Here is a 17,899-nt window from a genome sequence, read left to right on the forward strand (position 1 = left end):
CCACCTGACGAGCCGCCGCCGGAGGAAAATCCGGAGGACGAACTGCTGGGCGGTGTCGGGAGCGACGCGGACATGGTGCTGGCCATCGAGCCGGCAAAGCCGCCCATGCGATCTCCGAAGGCGCCGGCGGCAAAACCATCGCCGCTGTACCAGCCGGGATGGTAGGCGGCCGCGCCGGCACCGGCGGCGGCCGCGAGCAGCCAGCGGTCAAAGGTCTGCGACCAGGGTTTTTCGACGCCGAGCGCCACCGCATAGGGCAACAGTCTTTCGAAATGGCCCGGCGACATCTCCGGCGCACCGGCCATGTTCATGCGGTCTTTTTCGGCCAGCGTCAGATATTGCCGCAGCCCGTCGATGCCATCCATCATCGTCGCACCGAGCGGCGTCGGCGCGCCCATCAGGTAGAAAAACAGCAGGTTGACCAGCACGATGCCGCCGACGGCGATCAACAGCGGCACCTGATGCGCCTCGAGTGCTGTGGCGACGACGGCCGCCAGAAGGCCAAGCCCGGCGGAGAGCAGCGTAAAGCCGAAGAAGGCGGCCATCAAAACCGCGATGATGCGCGAAAACAGGCTGCGCTTGCGCAGGACCATGCGGCCGATTGCAACGGCAAACAGGGTCACAAAGACCGAGGCGATCACCGGCACGATGACCACGAGCACCGTGACCTCGTCGAGCGGGCCGAACACCAGAATGGAAAACAGAAACAAAACCGAAAGCACAATGCCGCCAATGACATAGGCGCTGTTGGCCCGGTAATACCGGTTGCGGTGTTCGTTTTCCATCGCCAGGCGGAAATCGGCACCGACCTCTCTGACCGCCGCGCCATTCGCCTTGTCGATGGTCAGCACGCCGCCGGCGGCAAGCACGGCTTTCAAAAGCGTCCTTTCGCCTGTGGGCAGGGTTGCGGACGGGCTCTTTCCCGTCGACCGCAAGACGAGCGCGGCCTTCAAATCCTCGAGCACGACATAGCCGCCCACGGCCAGATTGAGCGCAGCGGCAGACAACGCGGTCCAGCCTTGGCCCGAAAAGCCCTTGTTGTCGATATAGTTGACCAGCGCCGGCGAAATGCCGTCCGGCGCATCCCAGCGTGGCACCATGACGCCCCGGTCGGGATCGCGCCCGACCCTCCACCACATCGATGAATAATAGAGCCCGACGACCAGGAGACAGGCGATCGCCAGGATCGACGCCAGATTGTCGTGCAGCCACCAGCGGTTTTCCTGTTCAGCCGATGGCGGATCGATGCTGCCCTTTGGCATCTTCACCGCGATCGTCAACCCCTCGCCTGGCTGAAGACGCCGGGTGGTCCGGAATTCCAGCCGGCCGCCCTGCTCGACGGCGCTTGCATTCTTCTCAGTGGCGCCAAACCTGCCGGTAAAGACATCCAGCGCTTCGGCCCTGACACCATCAGGAAGGGACACGCGTGCCGATGCCTCCTCAATCGGGAAGGCCCATTCGGTGCCGGTCACGTTCCAATAGAGCTCGTCATGTCCCGCAAAAAAGCGGATCTGCCGACCGGTTTCGTACGTCAACGCGAAGGTATGCTCGCCGGGCGCAAGCAGCACGTCGGCCGTGCCGGTGTAGATCCGGATGCCGCCGCTGATCGATTCGGTGCGGTAGGGCTCATCCGCGCCGTCACGCTTGACGGACAGCAGCGTGAAGTCGACCCTGACAGGACGGCCAGCGGCGTCGGTCAAGGTCAGCGGAAAATCGCGGTAGATGCCGCGCTTGATCCTGTCGCCCTCGACCGTGGCGACAATCGTTTCCGTGACCGTCAGCACCCCGGATTTGGCAACGGCAATATCGGCATGATAGGTGCTGAAAACCTCGTCGGCGCGGGCTGCACCCGGGACCGCGACAAGCATCAGAAACAGACCGATCACGGCCAGCAGACGGTTCATTCGATCAATCCCTTCCGCCGGTCGCTTCATTCGGTTGTCTCTTGTGTCAGGGCCTGTCGCCGGTGAACTGCACGCCGAGCGAGGCCAGCTCATCCCAGTAGCGCGGATAGGTCTTGGCGACGCAGGCCGGATCGAGAATGGTGATGCCGCCGATCTTCAGGCCGGCAAGCGCAAAGCTCATGGCGATGCGATGATCGGCAAAGGTATCGATATCCGCCGGCAGCGTCTGGCCGGCAAGGGCCGGGTCGGAGGCGATGAGGAGATCGTCGCCCTCCTCGACCGCAAGCCCCGGGCGGATGTTCGTGAGCCCCGTGGACAGCGCACGGATCCGGTCGCATTCCTTGACGCGCAGGTTTTCGATGCCGACGAAGCGGACCGGCGTTTCGTTGAATGCGGCAAGAACGGCCAGCGTCGGCACGGCGTCCTGCATCTGCGAGCCATCGATAACGGCGGGCATATTCGGGAAGCTTGCGATGACGGCATGGGCCTTTGCGTCCGGCTGGGAGAAACTGTCCGCAGCGACGCCAAGATCGATCCTGCCGCCGGTCAGCACTTCGGCCGCCCAGAGATAGGTCGCCGCCGAGGCGTCGGGTTCGATGACGTAATCGGTTGCCGTATAGCCGGTGGGCGCCACCTGCCAGACGGAGGGGCTGACCTGTGTTACGGCCGCACCGAAGGCCTGCATCGCGGCGACCGTCAGGTCGATATAACCGCGGGCGCCGATCTCGTCGCCCGAAAGCACGATGCTGACGGCGCGCGCACCGCCGGCGGCCGCCATCAGAAGCGCCGAGACATACTGGCTGGAAAGACCGGCATCGATCGTCACGTGATCGCTTGCAAAATCGCCCGTGCCCCAGATGGTTACCGGCGGGCAACCGGTTTCGGCCTCGATGCGGATGCCAAGCGAGCGCAGCGCAGTGACCAGGGGCGCGATCGGCCGCTTGCGCATATGCGGGTCGCCATCGACCACGACAGTGCCCTCGACGAGCGCCGCCGCCGCCGTCAGGAACCGTGTTGCCGTGCCGGCATTGCCGAGAAACAGCGGCTTTTCCGGAGCCAGAAGCTTGCCGGTGCCGGTGACGATGAAGGTCGTATCATCAGGCTCGGAAATCACGACACCCATCGCCCGCAAGGCATCGGCCATGTAGCGCGTGTCGTCGCTCTTCAAGGCGCCTGTCAGCCGGCTCGTGCCCCTGGCGAGGCCGGCGAGCAAAAGCGCACGGTTGGTGATCGATTTGGAGCCGGGCGGGCTGACGCGGCCCTCAAGCGGATGGCCGGGCGGGAGGATCGTCAGTTTCTGGTCGGACGTGTTCATGCTCATGTCTCTTGACGTTTTCAGCGCCGCCTGTTCATGGCCGCGCGTAGTCTATCGATGATGGTCAGCCGTCTACGACGGAATGCTGTTTCGGGCTAGATCAAAACGTCACGACCGGCACGGCGCGATCGGCCTCGTTGGCGATCTCGAAATAGGTGGCCTTGTTAAAACCGAAAGGCCCGGCGATCAGGTTCGACGGGAAGCTCTCGACCTTGACGTTGAGATCGCGGGCGGCGCCATTGTAGTAGCGGCGCGCCATCTGGACTTCGCTTTCGATGCCCTCAAGCGACCCCTGAAGCTCGGAAAAATTCTGGTTGGCCTTGAGATCCGGATAGGCTTCCGCAAGCGCGAACACCTTGCCGAGCGCCTGCGACAGCAGGCCTTCGGCGGCAGCTCGTCCGGCGACATCGCCACCCGGCACCGCCTGGGCGCGGTTGCGCAAGTTCACGATCTCTTCCAGCGTGGTTTTTTCATGGGCAGCATAGCCTTTGACCGTCTCGATCAGGTTGGGAATGAGATCGGCGCGGCGTTTCAATTGCACGTCGATGCCCGACCAGGCCTCTTCCTTCACCTGCCGCGCCTTGACGAGGCTGTTGTAGACAAAAATCAGATACACGATCACGGCGGCGCCGATAGCCAGACCAATCATCAAAAAACCCCTTAACCCATTTTCCACGCCAGGAACGAGCCTGCGGCAAAGGCTCTAGCACATCGGACCTGCGCGCGCATCCATGGCGAAACGGTTCCTGCCGCTGCCCGCGCATTGCGAAAACCACCTGTTCCTTGCGGAACCGCCCTTCCCGGGATGATCAGCGATAGTCGGTTCATCAGAACAACCCGAACCGACAAAGACCGCACCGATGAAAACCCTCGCAACAATCGTCAACGTCATCGCCTTTTCGGCTCTCTTCGTTGCCTATTCTGCCGGTGGCGCCATCGAAAAGCCGACGGGCGTTCGCCGGGCGCTGCAGACCTATGCCGGCCAGCTTCCGACGGGCACCTTCCCGACGCTGAAACCCGTCTGGCAAATCGGCATCGAGATGAGCGACGCAATCTGAGCGGACCCTTGGGGCAAATGACCCGCTAGAACTGGGGATTGCGAACGGGCGGACAAGGCGTATCCTTCGACTCATGTTCTGAGCATCGCGCGACTGTGTAGGGTCGCCTCCACCGCCATGAAGGCCGCTTCGAAACCGACGGCGAGATGCAGGTTTTGCCTCGCCCAACCATCCGTGAAGTGCGAACCTTGAAACATGACCATCCTAACCATGATCACCCTCTCGGCACTGGTGCTTTTCTGCGCGAGCCATATGGCAGCGCGACGGGCGCAACGGCAGGAACAACGCCAGACAAGCCTCGTACCGGCCCGCGTGAACCGTCCGGGCTATCGCTGACGGGACATAGGCCATCCGCGCTGTGCGGTTTGGCCCATCCCCAGCCGTTCGGTTTTACACGCAGGCTCGGTCGCGCCTGGTGCTGAGCGGCAAGCACAAGTGCGGATTTGAATGCGCTCTTCGACCTGCGACACGCCCAAGACACGTTCGCAGGGGAAGCAGGCGAAACAGGTGACAATCCAGGATGCGGCCCGCAGGGAGCCTGCTTGCCTGGAGCCCTGTTACGCAGCGCGCTCGGCGAGGTTTATGCCGCCGGCGTCGGTCAGCAGAAACGCCTCGCCGCAGGCCTTGGCGAGCGTGCGGACACGCAGGATATAGCTCTGGCGCTCGGTCACCGAAATCACGCCGCGGGCATCCAGCAGATTGAAGACGTGGCTCGCCTTGATGCATTGGTCATAGGCCGGGAAAACGCATTTGTGCAGCGTCGCATTTGTCCCCTGCTGGGGCGCACCGGCGGCGAGAAGCGCCTGGCATTCGGTTTCCGCATCGATGAAATGCTGGTGCAGCATCGCGGTGTTGGCATATTCGAAATTGTGGCGCGAATACTCCTGCTCGGCCTGCAGGAAGACATCGCCGTAGCTGATCTTGTCCGCGCCGTCGCGACCGTTGAAGTTCAGGTCGTAGACATTGTCGACGCCCTGAACATACATGGCGAGACGCTCGAGGCCATAGGTCAGCTCACCGGAAACCGGCGAACATTCGATGCCGCAGACCTGTTGGAAATAGGTGAACTGCGAGACCTCCATGCCATCGCACCAGCATTCCCAGCCGAGCCCCCAGGCGCCCAGTGTCGGGCTTTCCCAGTCGTCCTCGACGAAGCGAATGTCATGCAGCAAGGGATCGAGCCCGATCGCCTCGAGCGAACCGAGATAGAGTTCCTGCAGGTTCGACGGGTTCGGCTTCAGGATGACCTGGTACTGGTAATAATGCTGCAGCCGGTTCGGATTCTCGCCGTAGCGACCGTCGGTCGGGCGACGCGATGGCTGCACATAGGCCGCACGCCAGGGCTTGGGTCCGAGCGCCCGGAGCGTCGTTGCCGGATGGAACGTGCCGGCGCCAACCTCCATGTCATAGGGCTGCAGCACCGCGCAGCCCTTGTCGGCCCAATAGGCATGCAGCGTCAGGATCAGCGCCTGGAAGGAGCGCTTCGGGTTCATGTGATCCGGCAAAGGTGCGGTGTTCATGGCGGCAGTCCAGTTCCCTAATTTAAGCGGGACAGGTGCCATGGGTGGGGACAAGGGTCAATACATAACGTATCATCCGCCATCGTTTTGGAAGCGGAGACGACAGATGAACATCAAGACCACAGTCACCCTGTCGGAGCGCAATTTGCGCTATGCGGAAAAGATGGTCGAAGAGGGGGCATACCCCTCCCTGTCGGACCTTGTCGAGGCGAGCATCGAGCAGATGATCCTCAACACCCGGTCCTCCGACGACGCCGTCTCCGACATGGCCGACGAGATCCGCAAACGGCTGGAATTGCCGCGCGATCAGTGGGTGAAATGGGATGGCAAAAAGCTGCTCGACAATATCAAGAGCAGACTTGCCACTGACGGCGAACGCTAGCGGTGTCGAAGCCGTACCGCATCATCAAACATCCGCTTGTCGAAAATGACATCTATTCAATTGCGAGCTATGTCTCAGACTATGCAGGTGTTCATATTGGCTTTGCCAAGGCGACCGCAATCGTTGCGTTTATTGACCGTCTCGTAGACTTTCCCCAAGTCGGTTCATTGCGCCATGACATCGCAAAAGATCTTCGCGCGATACCAGCCGGCGGCAAAAGCGTCGTCTGTTTCAAAGTCGATGAGACGGATCGAACCGTGTTTATCATCTGCGTCACCTATGCGGGCGCTGACTGGGTTTCGCGCGTCAACGAACGCCAGTGATGCTTACGCTTCCGGCTTTTTCAGCCTGTATTCCCCGGTTTCCGGATCCTTGATCAGGGTGCCCTGCGCGCCGGTCTCCTGCTGCCGGCGCGCCTCTTCCCGGCGGCGGGTGAGCTTTTCCGCATCGGCGATAAACTTGCGGTAGCCCAGCCAGGCGATGCCTGCAAACAACAGTAAAAAGATGACCTGCATGGTGCCGTCCGATCCCCCTTTGAGAAATTTATAGTCCGAAGCGGCCCCACAATGCCTTTTCTTCCGCGACATCCGCAAGTCCCGAGATGGCCGATGCCGTCACCCGCTCGGCGAGATCGCCCGACAGCATGGCGCCCGGCTGCCTGCGCCCGAACAGGCCACGCGAGGCGGACATCAGTTGCAGCGTGGTTTTCTGGCCAAAGCGCTTCTTCAGTTCGCCGCGCATGTCGCCGAGACCATCGACGAGGCCCAGTTCCTTGCCGCGCCCGCCTGTCCAGAACAGACCGGAGAAGATGTCCGGATTGTCGGCGAGCAGGTGGCCGCGCCGCGCCTTGACCATGCCGATGAAGATATCGTGGATCTCGAGCTGCAGACTTTTCAGGAATTCGATGTCCTTTTCCTTTTCCGGCTGGAAAGGATCGAGCATCACCTTGTTCTGCCCGGCGGTATAGACGCGGCGCTCGACGCCGATCTTCTTCAGAAGCTCCGGAAAGCCGAAACCGCCGGAGACGACGCCGATCGAGCCGACGATCGAGGTCGGGTCGGCAATGATCTCATCGCCGGCAAGGGCGATCATGTAGCCGCCTGAGGCCGCGACATCCTCGACGAAGATGATGACGCGCTTGTTCTTTTCCTCGGCGAGATCGCGGATACGCTGGTAGATCAGACGCGACTGCACCGGGGATCCGCCCGGCGAATTGATCGAGATGGCGACCGCTGGCGCATCTTTGACAGCGAACGCCTTTTCCAGCACAGGGGCGACGGTTGCAATATTGAGCGCCGGCCGGAACTGGCTGCCGCCGGCCATGATGGTGCCATGCAGGCGGACGACCGGAATTGTGACGCCGTCCTTGCGAAACCGCTTCGGCATCCACTTTTTGAAAAATCCAGTCATCTGATCTCCTGATCGGCTTCATACATCCAACCCCGGATGTATGCACTGGACCGCCAAACACAATGGCCGCACCGGAAATTCATTTGCGCCGATAGGCGATCCGGCCGTTGGTCAGATCATCGACAAAGGGGGAAAACCGGTGCCCCTGCGCATCGTGCATGATCAGCGGCGCCCGAAACGTCAGCCTCGCACGGCTCTGCTTGATCGCGGTCACGAGGATACGAACGGCATTTTCACCCGGTCGCGGATGCAGCGGCGTGATTTCCAGACCACCGAAGCGACGACCGCAGGCCGCAACGATATCGGCGATCGATTGCGGCCGCGCAATCAGCGACATCTGGCCGCCCGGCCGCAGGATGGCGCAGGCCGTGCGGATCCAGGTCTCGAACAGGCCCTCGACCATGGCATGGGCTTCCGCCTTCAGCGCGTCCGGCGTCTTGCGATCGGAGCCGTCGTTGAAGGGCGGGTTCATGACAACGTGGTCGAAGCTGGCGTCCGCGAGACCGGCGGCGACGCGCGCCCGGCCGGTCAGCGCGACATCGGCTTCGAGAACAGACATGCGCGCGGCCAGCGCGCGGTTCTCTTCAAGAGCGATGCTGCGGCGCGCAAATGCTGCCATCAGCGGCGAACGCTCGACGAGCAGCACCTCGGCCTGCGCCAGCCGCGAGGCGACGGCCATGCCGGCGGCCCCCGCCCCTGCCCCCAGATCGGCAACCGTGCAGCCTTTGTCTGTGGCGACCATCGCCGCAAGCAGCATCGCATCCATGCCGGAGCGATGGCCCTGTCCCAGCGGCTGGACCAGATGAAAGCGGCCGCGATGAAAGCTGTCGATGGTTTCGGTCACAGTATCGCTGGTCGCACCATCGCCGGCCATACCGTCGCTGGTCATAATGTCGCGGCTCATACCTTCGCCTGTCATCGCTGACGCTACTCCCGCAGTTCCGATTCGAGCCCGGCGTCGACAAGGATGCCACGGGCCTCGACGGCAGCATGCTCGGCGACGAGGAAACGGCGCGGCAACAGGCCGAGCGAGCCCTCCAGAATGCTCATGCCCTGATCGGCAATGAAGCACGGGATACCCGCGTCCTTCATCAGGCTTTCGGCAAAGGACAAGACAACGGCGTCGTTCGTACGGATCAATTCCTTCATGTCGTATGGTTTTCCTGCCTCAATTCAGGCAATCGGGACAATTCGCCTCTTGCCGCCACAAGTCCCCCTTTCTATTGTCAAACCCGAAATGGAACAGGAGTGCCTTGTGTTGGGCGTAGTGATACCGCTGGAAGACGGCAAAAACAAACAGGCTTCGGTCAAGCCGCTCGTCGATCTGACCAGGGCCGACATGGAGCGGGTCAATCAGCTCATCCTGTCGAAAGCCGGCTCCGACGTGCAGATGATTCCGGAGGTGGCCAACCACCTGATTTCCTCGGGCGGCAAGCGGCTTCGTCCGATGCTGACGCTGGCCTCTGCCTCGATGTTCGGCTTTACCGGTGACGCCCACATCAAGCTCGCGACCAGTGTCGAATTCATGCACACCGCGACGCTTCTGCACGACGACGTCGTCGATGAAAGCGATCTGCGCCGTGGCAAATCGACCGCGCGGATGATCTGGGGCAACCAGGCGAGCGTTCTGGTCGGCGATTTTCTGCTCGGCCAGGCCTTCCGGATGATGGTCGATGTCGGCTCGCTCGATGCGCTGGACGTGTTGTCGACCGCCGCTTCGGTGATCGCCGAAGGCGAGGTCCTGCAGCTTTCCGTCGCCAAGAACATGGAAACGACGGAAGACGACTATCTTTCGGTGATCCGGGCGAAGACCGCCGCGCTGTTTGCCGCTGCCGCCGAAGTCGGACCGATCGTTGCCAAGACTGACAAGGCGAGCCGCAACGCGCTGAAATCCTACGGGATGAACCTCGGCCTTGCCTTCCAGCTGGTCGATGACGTTCTCGATTATGGCGGCAAGGCCGCTGATCTCGGCAAGAACACCGGCGACGATTTCCGCGAAGGCAAGATCACCCTGCCGATTATTCTTTCCTACCGCCGCGGGACGCAGGACGAGCGGACCTTCTGGCGCGATGCGATCGAAGGCGGCAATTCCACCGACCAGAATCTGGAAAAGGCGCTTGGCCTGATCACCCGCTATGGTGGCCTGACCGACACCATAGCACGTGCCCAGCATTACGGCACGATTGCCCGCGACGCCCTTGCCCCGCTGCCACACTCGCCATGGAAAGAGGCGCTGCTCGAAGTGATCGATTTCTGCATCGATCGGGTGAGCTGATCACGCTCTCGCGAGCAGGGCCGACGGGGTGAGGATTTTCTTGCCGCATTGCGCCAAAAAAGCCATTCTGTTCGCCAACACTCCTGTCCTGTTGATTTGGACTGATTCCGGTTGGATCCGGCAGCGGCGCGGCAGCGTCTGACTGCAACGAAAGGCTCGTTATGCGGCAAACACACATTCTTCGCCTCCTGTGCGGCGCGGCTCTGCTGACCATGGCCTCGGTTTCGGGTCCATCGCAGGGCTTTGCCGAAGACAAGCCGGTGGTCGAGGAAAGCAAGCCATTCGACATCAATTCGATCAACAGTTTCTCTGGCGCCTTTCTCGCCGCACGCACTGCCGATATCGATCACGATCTCGAAACAGCCACGAAGCTCTACAGGACCGCTCTGGATTTCGAGCCGGACAATGTCGACGTCAAGCAACGGCTGATGATCACCTTGCTGATGAACGGCAATTTCGATGAAGGCGCCAAGATCGCCGAAGACCTGAAATCCGATGGATCCGTCGAGCGGATCACCACGATTGCCCGGGCCGCCGATGCCATCCGCAAGGGCCAGTACCGGTCGGCGCAGAAGATCCTCAATTATGAAGGCCCCAACGATCTCGACCGGCTGATGAACAATCTTCTGCTGAGCTGGGCGAAGGCCGGCGAAGGCAATCCGAAGGATGCGGTTGCTGCCATCGATGCGATGGAAGGGCCGGAATGGTTCGCCATCTTCAAGAATTACCATGCCGGCGCGATCGCGCTTGCAGCCGGCGACAAGGCCACGGCCCGGTCGCGTCTCAACGACGCCGTTTTGGACCGCAATGGCGGTGCCGCAGCGCCTGACACCTTCATGCGCTCCGTCATGGCGCTTGCCCGTCTCGAAGCCCGCGACGGCAACAAGCAGAAGGCGCTGGACACGATTTCCGCCGGCGAAACACTCGTCAACAACTACACGCCGCTGCAGGCGCTGCGCAAAGGCATCGAGGACGGCAAGCCGCAGGAGCAGCAGGTCCGCAATGCGACGCAGGGCGCATCGGCCGTGCTGTTTTCAATCGGTGCCGCGCTCAACCGCGATGGTGCCGAAGATATCGTCTCGCTCTACCTGCAGTCAGCGCGGGCGCTTGACCCTGACAGCGCCGATATCCTCGTCATGCTCGGCGGCATTGCCGAAAATCTGAAGAAGACCGACCGGGCGATCGCGCTTTATCGCAGCGTGCCGCAGAATTCGCCGATGCGCCGTCTGTCGGAGCTGCAACTGGGCCTGAGCCTTGCCGCCGTCGGCAAGGTTGACGAGGCCCGGACGCACCTGAAGGCGCTCATTGCGCTCGATCCCAAGGATATTCGCAGCTACCTCGCCTATGGCAGCGTGCTGTCGGATGCGAAAGACTACAAGGAAATGGCGCTGAACTACGACCAGGCCGTGGAAGCCATCGGACCGGTGCCGAAGCGCACTGACTGGACGATCTTCTTCCAGCGCGCCATCGCCTATGAGCGCCTGAAGATCTGGGACAAGGCGGAGCCGAGCTTTCGCAAGGCGCTGGAGCTCAATCCCGACCAGCCACAGGTGCTGAACTATCTCGGCTATTCCTGGGTCGACATGAACATCAACCTGGAAGAAGGCCTCGGCATGATCCGCAAGGCCGTGGAGTTGAGGCCTGACGATGGATATATCGTCGATTCGCTCGGCTGGGCCTATTTCCGGCTGAACCGCTTTGACGAAGCCGTGGTTGAACTCGAGCGTGCCGCCGAGCTGATGGCCGGCGACGCGACGATCAACGACCATCTGGGCGATGCCTATTGGCGCGTCGGTCGCAAGCTCGAGGCCGTGTTCCAGTGGAACCAGACGCTGGCGTTGAAGCCGGATGAGGCGGACATTCCGAAGATCAAGGAAAAGATTGCCAACGGCCTGCCGCCGATTGCCGAAAAGGTTCCGGCTGCCGCCGACGCCACCAAAGAAACCAAGCCGAAGGATATGGCCCCGAACGCGAGCGTTCCCGGCAAGAAATCCTGATTGCCATCGACGATGACAGCAGACAGCGGACTGGACGGCTTTGTGCTGACGCGCATGGCGGCTGCAAAGATAAACCTGGCCCTGCATGTCGTCGGCCAGCGCGCTGACGGCCACCACCTTTTGGAAAGCCTGGTGACCTTTGCCGATGCGGGAGACCGGATCGGCATTTCTCCTGATACCGACGACCGGTTCACCGTCTCCGGCCCCTTCGCCGAGGATGTGCCGCTGTCCGGCGACAATCTGGTTCTGCGCGCCCGGGATCTCCTGCGCAGACACCAGACCGAACACGGCGCAGAAGCGCCACCGGTTCACATTCACCTGGAAAAGAACCTGCCTGTCGCCTCCGGCATTGGCGGCGGCTCGGCGGATGCTGCGGCCACATTGCAGGGCCTGATGGCGCTCTGGAAGGCCGATCCGGGCGCCGACGAGCGTCTGGCAATGGCTCTCAAACTGGGTGCCGACGTGCCCATGTGCCTCGACGGCCGGCCGCTGATCTCCAGCGGCATCGGGGAAACCCTGGCTGCGCTCAAGACCTTCCCGGCCTTTCCCATGCTGCTCGTCAATCCGCGCCGGGCAGTATCGACGCCGGTGATCTTTCGCACGCTTGTGAACAAGACCAACTCGCCGATGCCTTCGCTCGACGACGCACGGACGACCCTGGAATGGCTCAACGCCATGCAGGCGATGCGCAACGACCTGGAACCGCCGGCACGCGCACTGGAGCCATCCATCGCCGCCGTATCGGCAGCCCTATCTGATACGGGTCCCCGTCTTGTGCGCATGTCCGGCTCCGGGGCAACCTGCTTTGCATTGTATGCTACCGATGCAGAGCGGGATGCCGCTGCGGTTCGTCTTTCCCAGCGCCACCCAGGCTGGTACGTTCTCGCCTGCCACAGCGCGGCGGGCGGAACAAATGACAGCCAAGGATGAGATGATGGAAACGATCGGCGAAAGAGCCTTCATAGCCGTCGGCATAGCGGTCCTCACCGTCTCGGACACGAGGACAGCGGCCAATGACAAATCCGGTGACACGCTGGTGGCGAGGCTCAGCGAGGCCGGGCACCGCCTGGTGGACCGGGCCATCGTGCCGGACGAGAAGGCGGCCATCCGGGCGCAGGTGGAACGCTGGACACATGACACTGCCATCGATGTGGTGATCACCACAGGCGGAACGGGCTTTACCGGCCGTGACGTGACGCCGGAAGCGCTGGAGCCGCTGTTCGAAAAGCGCATGGACGGTTTTTCCGAGGTCTTCCACAGGTTGTCCTATGACAAGATCGGCACCTCGACGATCCAGTCGCGAGCAACCGGCGGCGTGGCCAATGCCACCTTCATCTTCGTTCTGCCGGGCTCTCCGGGCGCCTGTCGCGATGCTTGGGACGGCATCCTGAAACACCAGCTCGATTATCGCCACAAGCCCTGCAACTTCGTTGAAATCATGCCGCGGCTCGACGAACATCTGAAGCGTGGCTGATCGCGTCCACTGTTTCACCTTTCGGGGTGCTCCTGTTCCACAGGGAACAGGCGCGACCAGCGCATCGTCCTAAAACACAGCGGTCGACGGACAACATTCAGGCAAAACGGCCTGAATGATCCGATGACACTGCCCTCAATTACGAGGGCGGCGACGGCCAAATTGATTTTCACGGTTCGATTTTCATCATTGTTTTCAGCAGGCAGGGCGGGCTCGAAAGGGCCCGCCTTTTTTACCATGATCCAGCAAATCCGGACTCAGTCGTCTTCGGCGAGCGGCCGATTGACCGCAGCGACCCAGGCCGGAACGATTTCCGTTGCCAGCCGGCGGACGGAATGTCCCCTGGCGAGATCGGCGAGCAGCATTCCGGTCTTCGCACTCGCGACAGCCTGCCGCTTCGAAATGAGAAACCCGTGCTCCAAGGCAGCCGGCCGGCGGCCAATGCGCTGGAAAAAGGGCTTTCGGTGCAGGCGTGAGGGCGAGAACCGCCCCGGTGCCTTGTTCAGTGCAATATATTCGGCGACATCGTCGATCCAGCGGCCGGACGGGCGGGCGCCCGCCTGGAGCAGCATCAGCCACTCGCCGCGCACCGAGCGGACGACATCCTTCATATCCCAGTGCGTCAGAAATCGGCATCCGGCAGCATCCGCCACCCGGGAGGAGCCGTCATGCGAACCGTGATCGAGAATGATGACATCACTGACAAGTCCCTCGACGGCACCCGATACCAACGCCGACAGCGTCTGCGCCAGTTCTGCCTCATCGTCACGGGTTTCCAGGATGATCGTCAACATGCCCGTCCATACCGCATCGCACAAGCAAATGCCACAATCCGTTCGTTTTCGGGACATTCACTCTTCATTCATGATGAATCCGCGTGCCAGCTACACCCAAGGCATGGCTTGGCAGCGTGGCTCCGCGCCCCCAAAAATAGCTTCCCCCAGATATTTGTTCTTGTATTGTTCTCATTTCCGCGATAGGAAAATAATCAGAAAACAACGGGTCCAGAACGACAGGCCCCCGCGGAGACATCCAATGAACGAGCTGGCTCAGATCCGGCGGGACGCGTTTGCGCCCGTCAATACGGCAGACGTGGCTGACGCGATCATCACAGGATCGGGTCTGCGTATCGAGATTGATCGGCGGCGCGGTCGCGGGGCAGCCCTCAACACATCCGGCCGGTTCGAGCCACTTTCGCGGGAACTCGTCGATGACGGCTGGGAAACGCTCGAGGACCTGCCGCCCTTTCGCACCGAGGTGCAGGTGGAGAAGCCGCGCACGGTGATCAGCCGCAACGATTCGCCGGATATTCCCTTCGATCGCTCGATCAACCCCTATCGTGGCTGCGAGCATGGCTGCATCTACTGTTTTGCCCGGCCGACGCATGCCTTCATGGGCCTGTCCCCGGGTCTCGATTTCGAGGCCAAGCTGTTTGCCAAGCCCGACGCCGCCAAGCTGCTGGAGCGCGAACTGGCCAAGCCCGGCTACAAGGTCCGGCCAATTGCCATTGGCACCAACACCGATCCCTACCAGCCAGTCGAAAAGGAATGGCGGATCATGCGACAGATCCTAGAAGTGCTGGCAAAAGCGGATCACCCTGTGATGATCGTCACCAAGTCGGCCATGGTCATGCGGGACATCGATATTCTCGCGCCGATGGCCGAAAAGGGCCTGGCGAAGGTCGGCATCTCGATCACCACGCTCGACCGCAAGCTGGCGCGCTCGATGGAACCGCGGGCGTCGACGCCGTCGAAGCGGCTGGAGGCTGTCCGGGCGCTGTCTGACGCCGGCATCCCCACCTCGGTGCTGATGGCGCCGATCATTCCGGCGCTGAACGACCACGAGATCGAGCGTGTGCTCGATTCGGCGAAGACCGCCGGCGCAACCGAGGCCAGCTATGTGCTGCTGCGCCTGCCGCTCGAGGTCAGCCCGCTGTTTCGCGACTGGCTGCTGCGCTGCTATCCCGGCCGATACCAGCATGTCATGTCGCTGGTCCGCTCGATGCGCGGCGGCAAGGATTACGATGCGGAGTTCGGCAAGCGCATGAAGGGTGCCGGCCCCTATGCCTGGCAGATCGGCAGGCGCTTCGAACTAGCTGCCAAGCGGCTCGGGCTCAACCTTGCCCGCCGCCAGCTCAATTCCGACCTGTTCGTGCCGCCGCTTGGCACCGGAGTGCAGCTGTCGCTGCTGTAGACAGGACCACAGCGGCGATCATCGCCGCTCTCCAATTCCGCCAGGGTTCTTGCCCCGAGCCCTGGCGGCTTCCTCCGGCTGTCGCCTCATGCCGGAGGACTTGCAGGGAATCGGGCTTGTGTGCGAGTTTCGCCGCATGTCACGACGCACACCGCCCGATTCCCCTTTTCTTTTCGAAACGCTTGTCGCCCCGGATTTCAGCCTGGAAATGGCGGCACGGCGCGAAGGCTACTGGCCGGTGGCCGGAACCGATGAAGCCGGCCGTGGGCCGCTCGCTGGTCCTGTGGTGGCAGCTGCTGTCATTCTCGACCCAGAGAATATCCCGGAAGGACTGAACGACAGCAAGCAGCTGACGGCTGCGCAACGCGAAAGGCTGTTTGCGCAGATCCTGGCAACAGCCACTGTTGCCATCGCCTCGAGCAGTGCAGCGTCGATCGATGCGACGGATATCCGCAAGGCGAGCCTTGATGCGATGCGGCGTGCGGTGTCAGGATTGATGCTGCGGCCGCAAATGGTGCTGGCCGATGGTTGGGATATTCCGCCAGGCCTGATCTGCGCCGGCAAGGCCGTGATCAAGGGCGATGCCCGCTCCGTCTCGATCGCGGCCGCCTCGATCATCGCCAAGGTCACCCGTGACCGGATGATGGCGCGGGCTCATCTTCCGTTTCCCGTTTATGGCTTCGGCCTGCATGCCGGCTACGGCACGGCCAAACACCGCGCCGCCATCGACGATCACGGCCCCTGCCCGCTGCACCGCATGAGCTTTCGACCGCTGCGCCGCGACTGATTGCAGCACTCATCGTCTTTTTCTTTGTCTGGACCGCACGGACACAAAAAAGGCCGGCATAAGCCGACCTTTTGAACTCTAGTGGGCTGAACGATCTAGTTCAGGCGCGCCTTGACGTCGCTGATAGCCTGGCTGAACAGCTTGGCCTGCACGGCGGCATCGGACTTGGCGGCAATCACGCTTTCGGCAGCGGCCACGGCAAGATCGACGGCAGCCGAGCGAACGGCGGTGATCGCATCGGATTCGGCCTGCGCGATCTTCTGCTCGGACAAGGCGGTACGGCGGGCGACGAATTCGTCGGTCTTCTGCTTGGCTTCGGCGGTCAGCATCTCGGCCTCCCGTTCGGCGGCAGCAACGATCTGGGCGGCTTCGGCTTCGGCGTCCTTGCGCTTGCGCTGGTATTCCACCAGCAGCGCCTGGGCCTCTTCGCGCAGGCGCTTGGCCTCTGCGAGCTCATTGGTGATCTTGCCGGCGCGCTCGTCGAGCGCCTTCGCCATCATGCCGGGAACCTTGAGGTATACGATCAGCGCGAGGAACAGGACCAGGCCGACCGTGGCCCATACTGTGGCCAGTGATGTCAAATCCATGATGCTCTCCTTAGCTGGACGCCGATGCCTTGACCGCTATCGCGATCTCGGCCTTCGAAACCTTGCCGCCGATCAACAGCTCGACGACGGCGCCGGCTGTGTCTTCAGCGATCGAACCGACATCGGCCAAAGCCTTGGTCTTGATATCGGCAATGCGGACTTCTGCCGCGGAAATCTTGTCGTTGAGGCTCGCCTCGATCGCAGCGCGCTCGGCGGCAGCCTTGGTCTTGGCGGCGTCACGGGCGGTCGATGCGATGGCATTGCCCTTGGCCTTGGCGGCTGCCAGTTCCTGCTCGTATGCGGCAATTGCCGCATCGGCCTCTGCCTTGGAGCGGGACGCCTCGTCCAGATCCTGGGCAATCTTGTCATTGCGGTTTTCGAGAATGCCGGCGATGCGCGGCATGATCACCTTCGACATCAGGATATAGAACAGCCCGAATGTAATCGCCAGCCACAGGAGCTGGGATGCAAAGGTTGACGTGTCGAAGGGCGGGAACACACCAGAGCCGTGGCCGCCTTCATTGGCCACACCGGTTTCGGTGTGAACCTCGCCAGCGGCGGCGTCGTGGGTCTCTGCGCCCTCGGTGGTGGTCGACTGGGCGTAGGCCGCGGTCACAAACATTCTCACCCTCCAGGTGCATTCAGAAAAGTCTGGCAGAAATCGTAGGCAATCGTGAAACGGGCCGCGGTCTTGACCGCGGCCCAACCTTCAAGCCGAAATTAGACGGCGAAAAGGAGAAGAAGAGCGACGAGCAGCGAGAAGATGCCCAGAGCTTCCGTAACGGCGAAGCCGAATACGAGGCGGCCGAACTGGCTGTCTGCTGCCGACGGGTTGCGCAGGGCGCCCGACAGGTAGCTGCCGAAGATGTTGCCGAGGCCGAGAGCCGTGCCGGCCATGCCGAGGCAGGCCAGACCTGCGCCGATGTACTTTGCTGCTTCCGCTTCCATGATGATCTCCTTAGAATGGTTGTTGCGGCTGACTTTGGTGCTTCCACCG

22 protein-coding genes are annotated in these 17,899 nt (G+C 62.0%); 10 read left to right on the plus strand and 12 right to left on the minus strand.

Annotation, left to right across the window (positions count from 1 at the left end):
* From AX760_RS02890 to AX760_RS02900, 3 genes are all read right to left on the minus strand, one after another.
* The coding region (locus AX760_RS02890) for a DUF2207 domain-containing protein (protein ID WP_071831327.1) at nucleotides 1–1,904 on the minus strand (1,904 nt) is incomplete at its 3' end.
* Between the two features lie 46 nt (nucleotides 1,905–1,950).
* Nucleotides 1,951–3,225 carry a 3-phosphoshikimate 1-carboxyvinyltransferase gene (locus AX760_RS02895; RefSeq protein ID WP_083531043.1) on the minus strand — a complete coding sequence of 425 codons (1,275 nt, stop codon included), beginning with the start codon at nucleotides 3,223–3,225 and terminating at the stop codon, nucleotides 1,951–1,953.
* A 94-nt stretch (nucleotides 3,226–3,319) separates the two neighbouring features.
* Nucleotides 3,320–3,868 carry a LemA family protein gene (locus AX760_RS02900; protein WP_087149146.1) on the minus strand — a complete coding sequence of 183 codons (549 nt, stop codon included), beginning with the start codon at nucleotides 3,866–3,868 and terminating at the stop codon, nucleotides 3,320–3,322.
* 211 nt (nucleotides 3,869–4,079) lie between these two features.
* On the opposite strand from AX760_RS02900, the gene AX760_RS02905 reads away from it, so the two are divergent.
* Nucleotides 4,080–4,277 (plus strand): hypothetical protein, encoded by a 198-nt coding sequence (locus tag AX760_RS02905; RefSeq protein ID WP_071831329.1) that lies wholly within the window; start codon nucleotides 4,080–4,082, stop codon nucleotides 4,275–4,277.
* Between the two features lie 195 nt (nucleotides 4,278–4,472).
* On the plus strand, nucleotides 4,473–4,613 hold the full coding sequence (locus AX760_RS27025) for a hypothetical protein (protein WP_175552004.1): 141 nt from the start codon (nucleotides 4,473–4,475) through the stop codon (nucleotides 4,611–4,613).
* A 221-nt stretch (nucleotides 4,614–4,834) separates the two neighbouring features.
* Here AX760_RS27025 and AX760_RS02910 read toward each other — a convergent pair whose 3' ends face one another.
* Nucleotides 4,835–5,797, minus strand: coding sequence for a glycine--tRNA ligase subunit alpha (locus tag AX760_RS02910; RefSeq protein WP_071831330.1), 963 nt, complete (start codon nucleotides 5,795–5,797; stop codon nucleotides 4,835–4,837).
* A 106-nt stretch (nucleotides 5,798–5,903) separates the two neighbouring features.
* Here AX760_RS02910 and AX760_RS02915 point away from each other — a divergent pair, with 106 nt between their 5' ends.
* Nucleotides 5,904–6,179 carry a hypothetical protein gene (locus tag AX760_RS02915; RefSeq protein ID WP_071831331.1) on the plus strand — a complete coding sequence of 92 codons (276 nt, stop codon included), beginning with the start codon at nucleotides 5,904–5,906 and terminating at the stop codon, nucleotides 6,177–6,179.
* Between the two features lie 2 nt (nucleotides 6,180–6,181).
* Nucleotides 6,182–6,502 (plus strand): type II toxin-antitoxin system RelE/ParE family toxin, encoded by a 321-nt coding sequence (locus AX760_RS02920; protein WP_071831332.1) that lies wholly within the window; start codon nucleotides 6,182–6,184, stop codon nucleotides 6,500–6,502.
* Between the two features lie 3 nt (nucleotides 6,503–6,505).
* Here the strand turns inward: AX760_RS02920 and AX760_RS02925 are convergent, their stop codons facing one another.
* The 4 genes from AX760_RS02925 to AX760_RS02940 all read right to left on the minus strand — a co-directional run bounded on the left by AX760_RS02925 (nucleotide 6,506) and on the right by AX760_RS02940 (nucleotide 8,738).
* Nucleotides 6,506–6,694 (minus strand): hypothetical protein, encoded by a 189-nt coding sequence (locus AX760_RS02925; RefSeq protein WP_071831333.1) that lies wholly within the window; start codon nucleotides 6,692–6,694, stop codon nucleotides 6,506–6,508.
* A gap of 28 nt (nucleotides 6,695–6,722) precedes the next feature.
* Nucleotides 6,723–7,589 carry a S49 family peptidase gene (locus AX760_RS02930; RefSeq protein ID WP_071831334.1) on the minus strand — a complete coding sequence of 289 codons (867 nt, stop codon included), beginning with the start codon at nucleotides 7,587–7,589 and terminating at the stop codon, nucleotides 6,723–6,725.
* A gap of 79 nt (nucleotides 7,590–7,668) precedes the next feature.
* Nucleotides 7,669–8,463 (minus strand): tRNA1(Val) (adenine(37)-N6)-methyltransferase, encoded by a 795-nt coding sequence (locus AX760_RS02935; protein ID WP_071831467.1) that lies wholly within the window; start codon nucleotides 8,461–8,463, stop codon nucleotides 7,669–7,671.
* A gap of 53 nt (nucleotides 8,464–8,516) precedes the next feature.
* A complete protein-coding gene (locus AX760_RS02940; RefSeq protein WP_071831335.1) occupies nucleotides 8,517–8,738 on the minus strand; it encodes a putative signal transducing protein in 222 nt (73 codons plus the stop codon).
* A gap of 109 nt (nucleotides 8,739–8,847) precedes the next feature.
* Here AX760_RS02940 and AX760_RS02945 point away from each other — a divergent pair, with 109 nt between their 5' ends.
* From AX760_RS02945 to moaB, 4 genes are all read left to right on the plus strand, one after another.
* Nucleotides 8,848–9,864, plus strand: a complete 1,017-nt coding sequence (locus tag AX760_RS02945; protein WP_071831468.1) for a polyprenyl synthetase family protein — start codon at nucleotides 8,848–8,850, stop codon at nucleotides 9,862–9,864.
* 161 nt (nucleotides 9,865–10,025) lie between these two features.
* Entirely contained in the window at nucleotides 10,026–11,861 is a 1,836-nt protein-coding gene (locus AX760_RS02950; protein ID WP_071831336.1) for a tetratricopeptide repeat protein, read from the plus strand.
* A gap of 12 nt (nucleotides 11,862–11,873) precedes the next feature.
* The gene (locus tag AX760_RS02955) at nucleotides 11,874–12,791 is read left to right on the plus strand and encodes a 4-(cytidine 5'-diphospho)-2-C-methyl-D-erythritol kinase (protein ID WP_071831470.1); all 918 of its coding nucleotides are present in this window, start codon (nucleotides 11,874–11,876) and stop codon (nucleotides 12,789–12,791) included.
* 4 nt (nucleotides 12,792–12,795) lie between these two features.
* On the plus strand, nucleotides 12,796–13,335 hold the full coding sequence (gene moaB / locus AX760_RS02960; protein WP_071831471.1) for a molybdenum cofactor biosynthesis protein B: 540 nt from the start codon (nucleotides 12,796–12,798) through the stop codon (nucleotides 13,333–13,335).
* A 257-nt stretch (nucleotides 13,336–13,592) separates the two neighbouring features.
* Here the strand turns inward: moaB and AX760_RS02965 are convergent, their stop codons facing one another.
* Nucleotides 13,593–14,129, minus strand: a complete 537-nt coding sequence (locus tag AX760_RS02965; RefSeq protein ID WP_071831337.1) for a glycosyltransferase family protein — start codon at nucleotides 14,127–14,129, stop codon at nucleotides 13,593–13,595.
* Nucleotides 14,130–14,370: 241 nt separating this feature from the next.
* On the opposite strand from AX760_RS02965, the gene AX760_RS02970 reads away from it, so the two are divergent.
* Nucleotides 14,371–15,528 (plus strand): PA0069 family radical SAM protein, encoded by a 1,158-nt coding sequence (locus AX760_RS02970; protein ID WP_071831338.1) that lies wholly within the window; start codon nucleotides 14,371–14,373, stop codon nucleotides 15,526–15,528.
* Nucleotides 15,529–15,664: 136 nt separating this feature from the next.
* A complete protein-coding gene (locus AX760_RS02975; protein ID WP_071831473.1) occupies nucleotides 15,665–16,315 on the plus strand; it encodes a ribonuclease HII in 651 nt (216 codons plus the stop codon).
* 95 nt (nucleotides 16,316–16,410) lie between these two features.
* Here the strand turns inward: AX760_RS02975 and AX760_RS02980 are convergent, their stop codons facing one another.
* The 3 genes from AX760_RS02980 to AX760_RS02990 form a co-directional block, all read right to left on the minus strand.
* A complete protein-coding gene (locus AX760_RS02980) occupies nucleotides 16,411–16,902 on the minus strand; it encodes a F0F1 ATP synthase subunit B (RefSeq protein ID WP_071831339.1) in 492 nt (163 codons plus the stop codon).
* Nucleotides 16,903–16,912: 10 nt separating this feature from the next.
* A complete protein-coding gene (locus AX760_RS02985) occupies nucleotides 16,913–17,524 on the minus strand; it encodes a F0F1 ATP synthase subunit B (RefSeq protein WP_071831340.1) in 612 nt (203 codons plus the stop codon).
* A 98-nt stretch (nucleotides 17,525–17,622) separates the two neighbouring features.
* Nucleotides 17,623–17,850, minus strand: a complete 228-nt coding sequence (locus AX760_RS02990; RefSeq protein WP_056332699.1) for a F0F1 ATP synthase subunit C — start codon at nucleotides 17,848–17,850, stop codon at nucleotides 17,623–17,625.
* Nucleotides 17,851–17,899: the final 49 nt, after the last annotated feature.

It is taken from the genome of Pararhizobium antarcticum, assembly GCF_001885585.1.
Taxonomy (GTDB): Bacteria; Pseudomonadota; Alphaproteobacteria; order Rhizobiales; family Rhizobiaceae; genus Pararhizobium; species Pararhizobium antarcticum.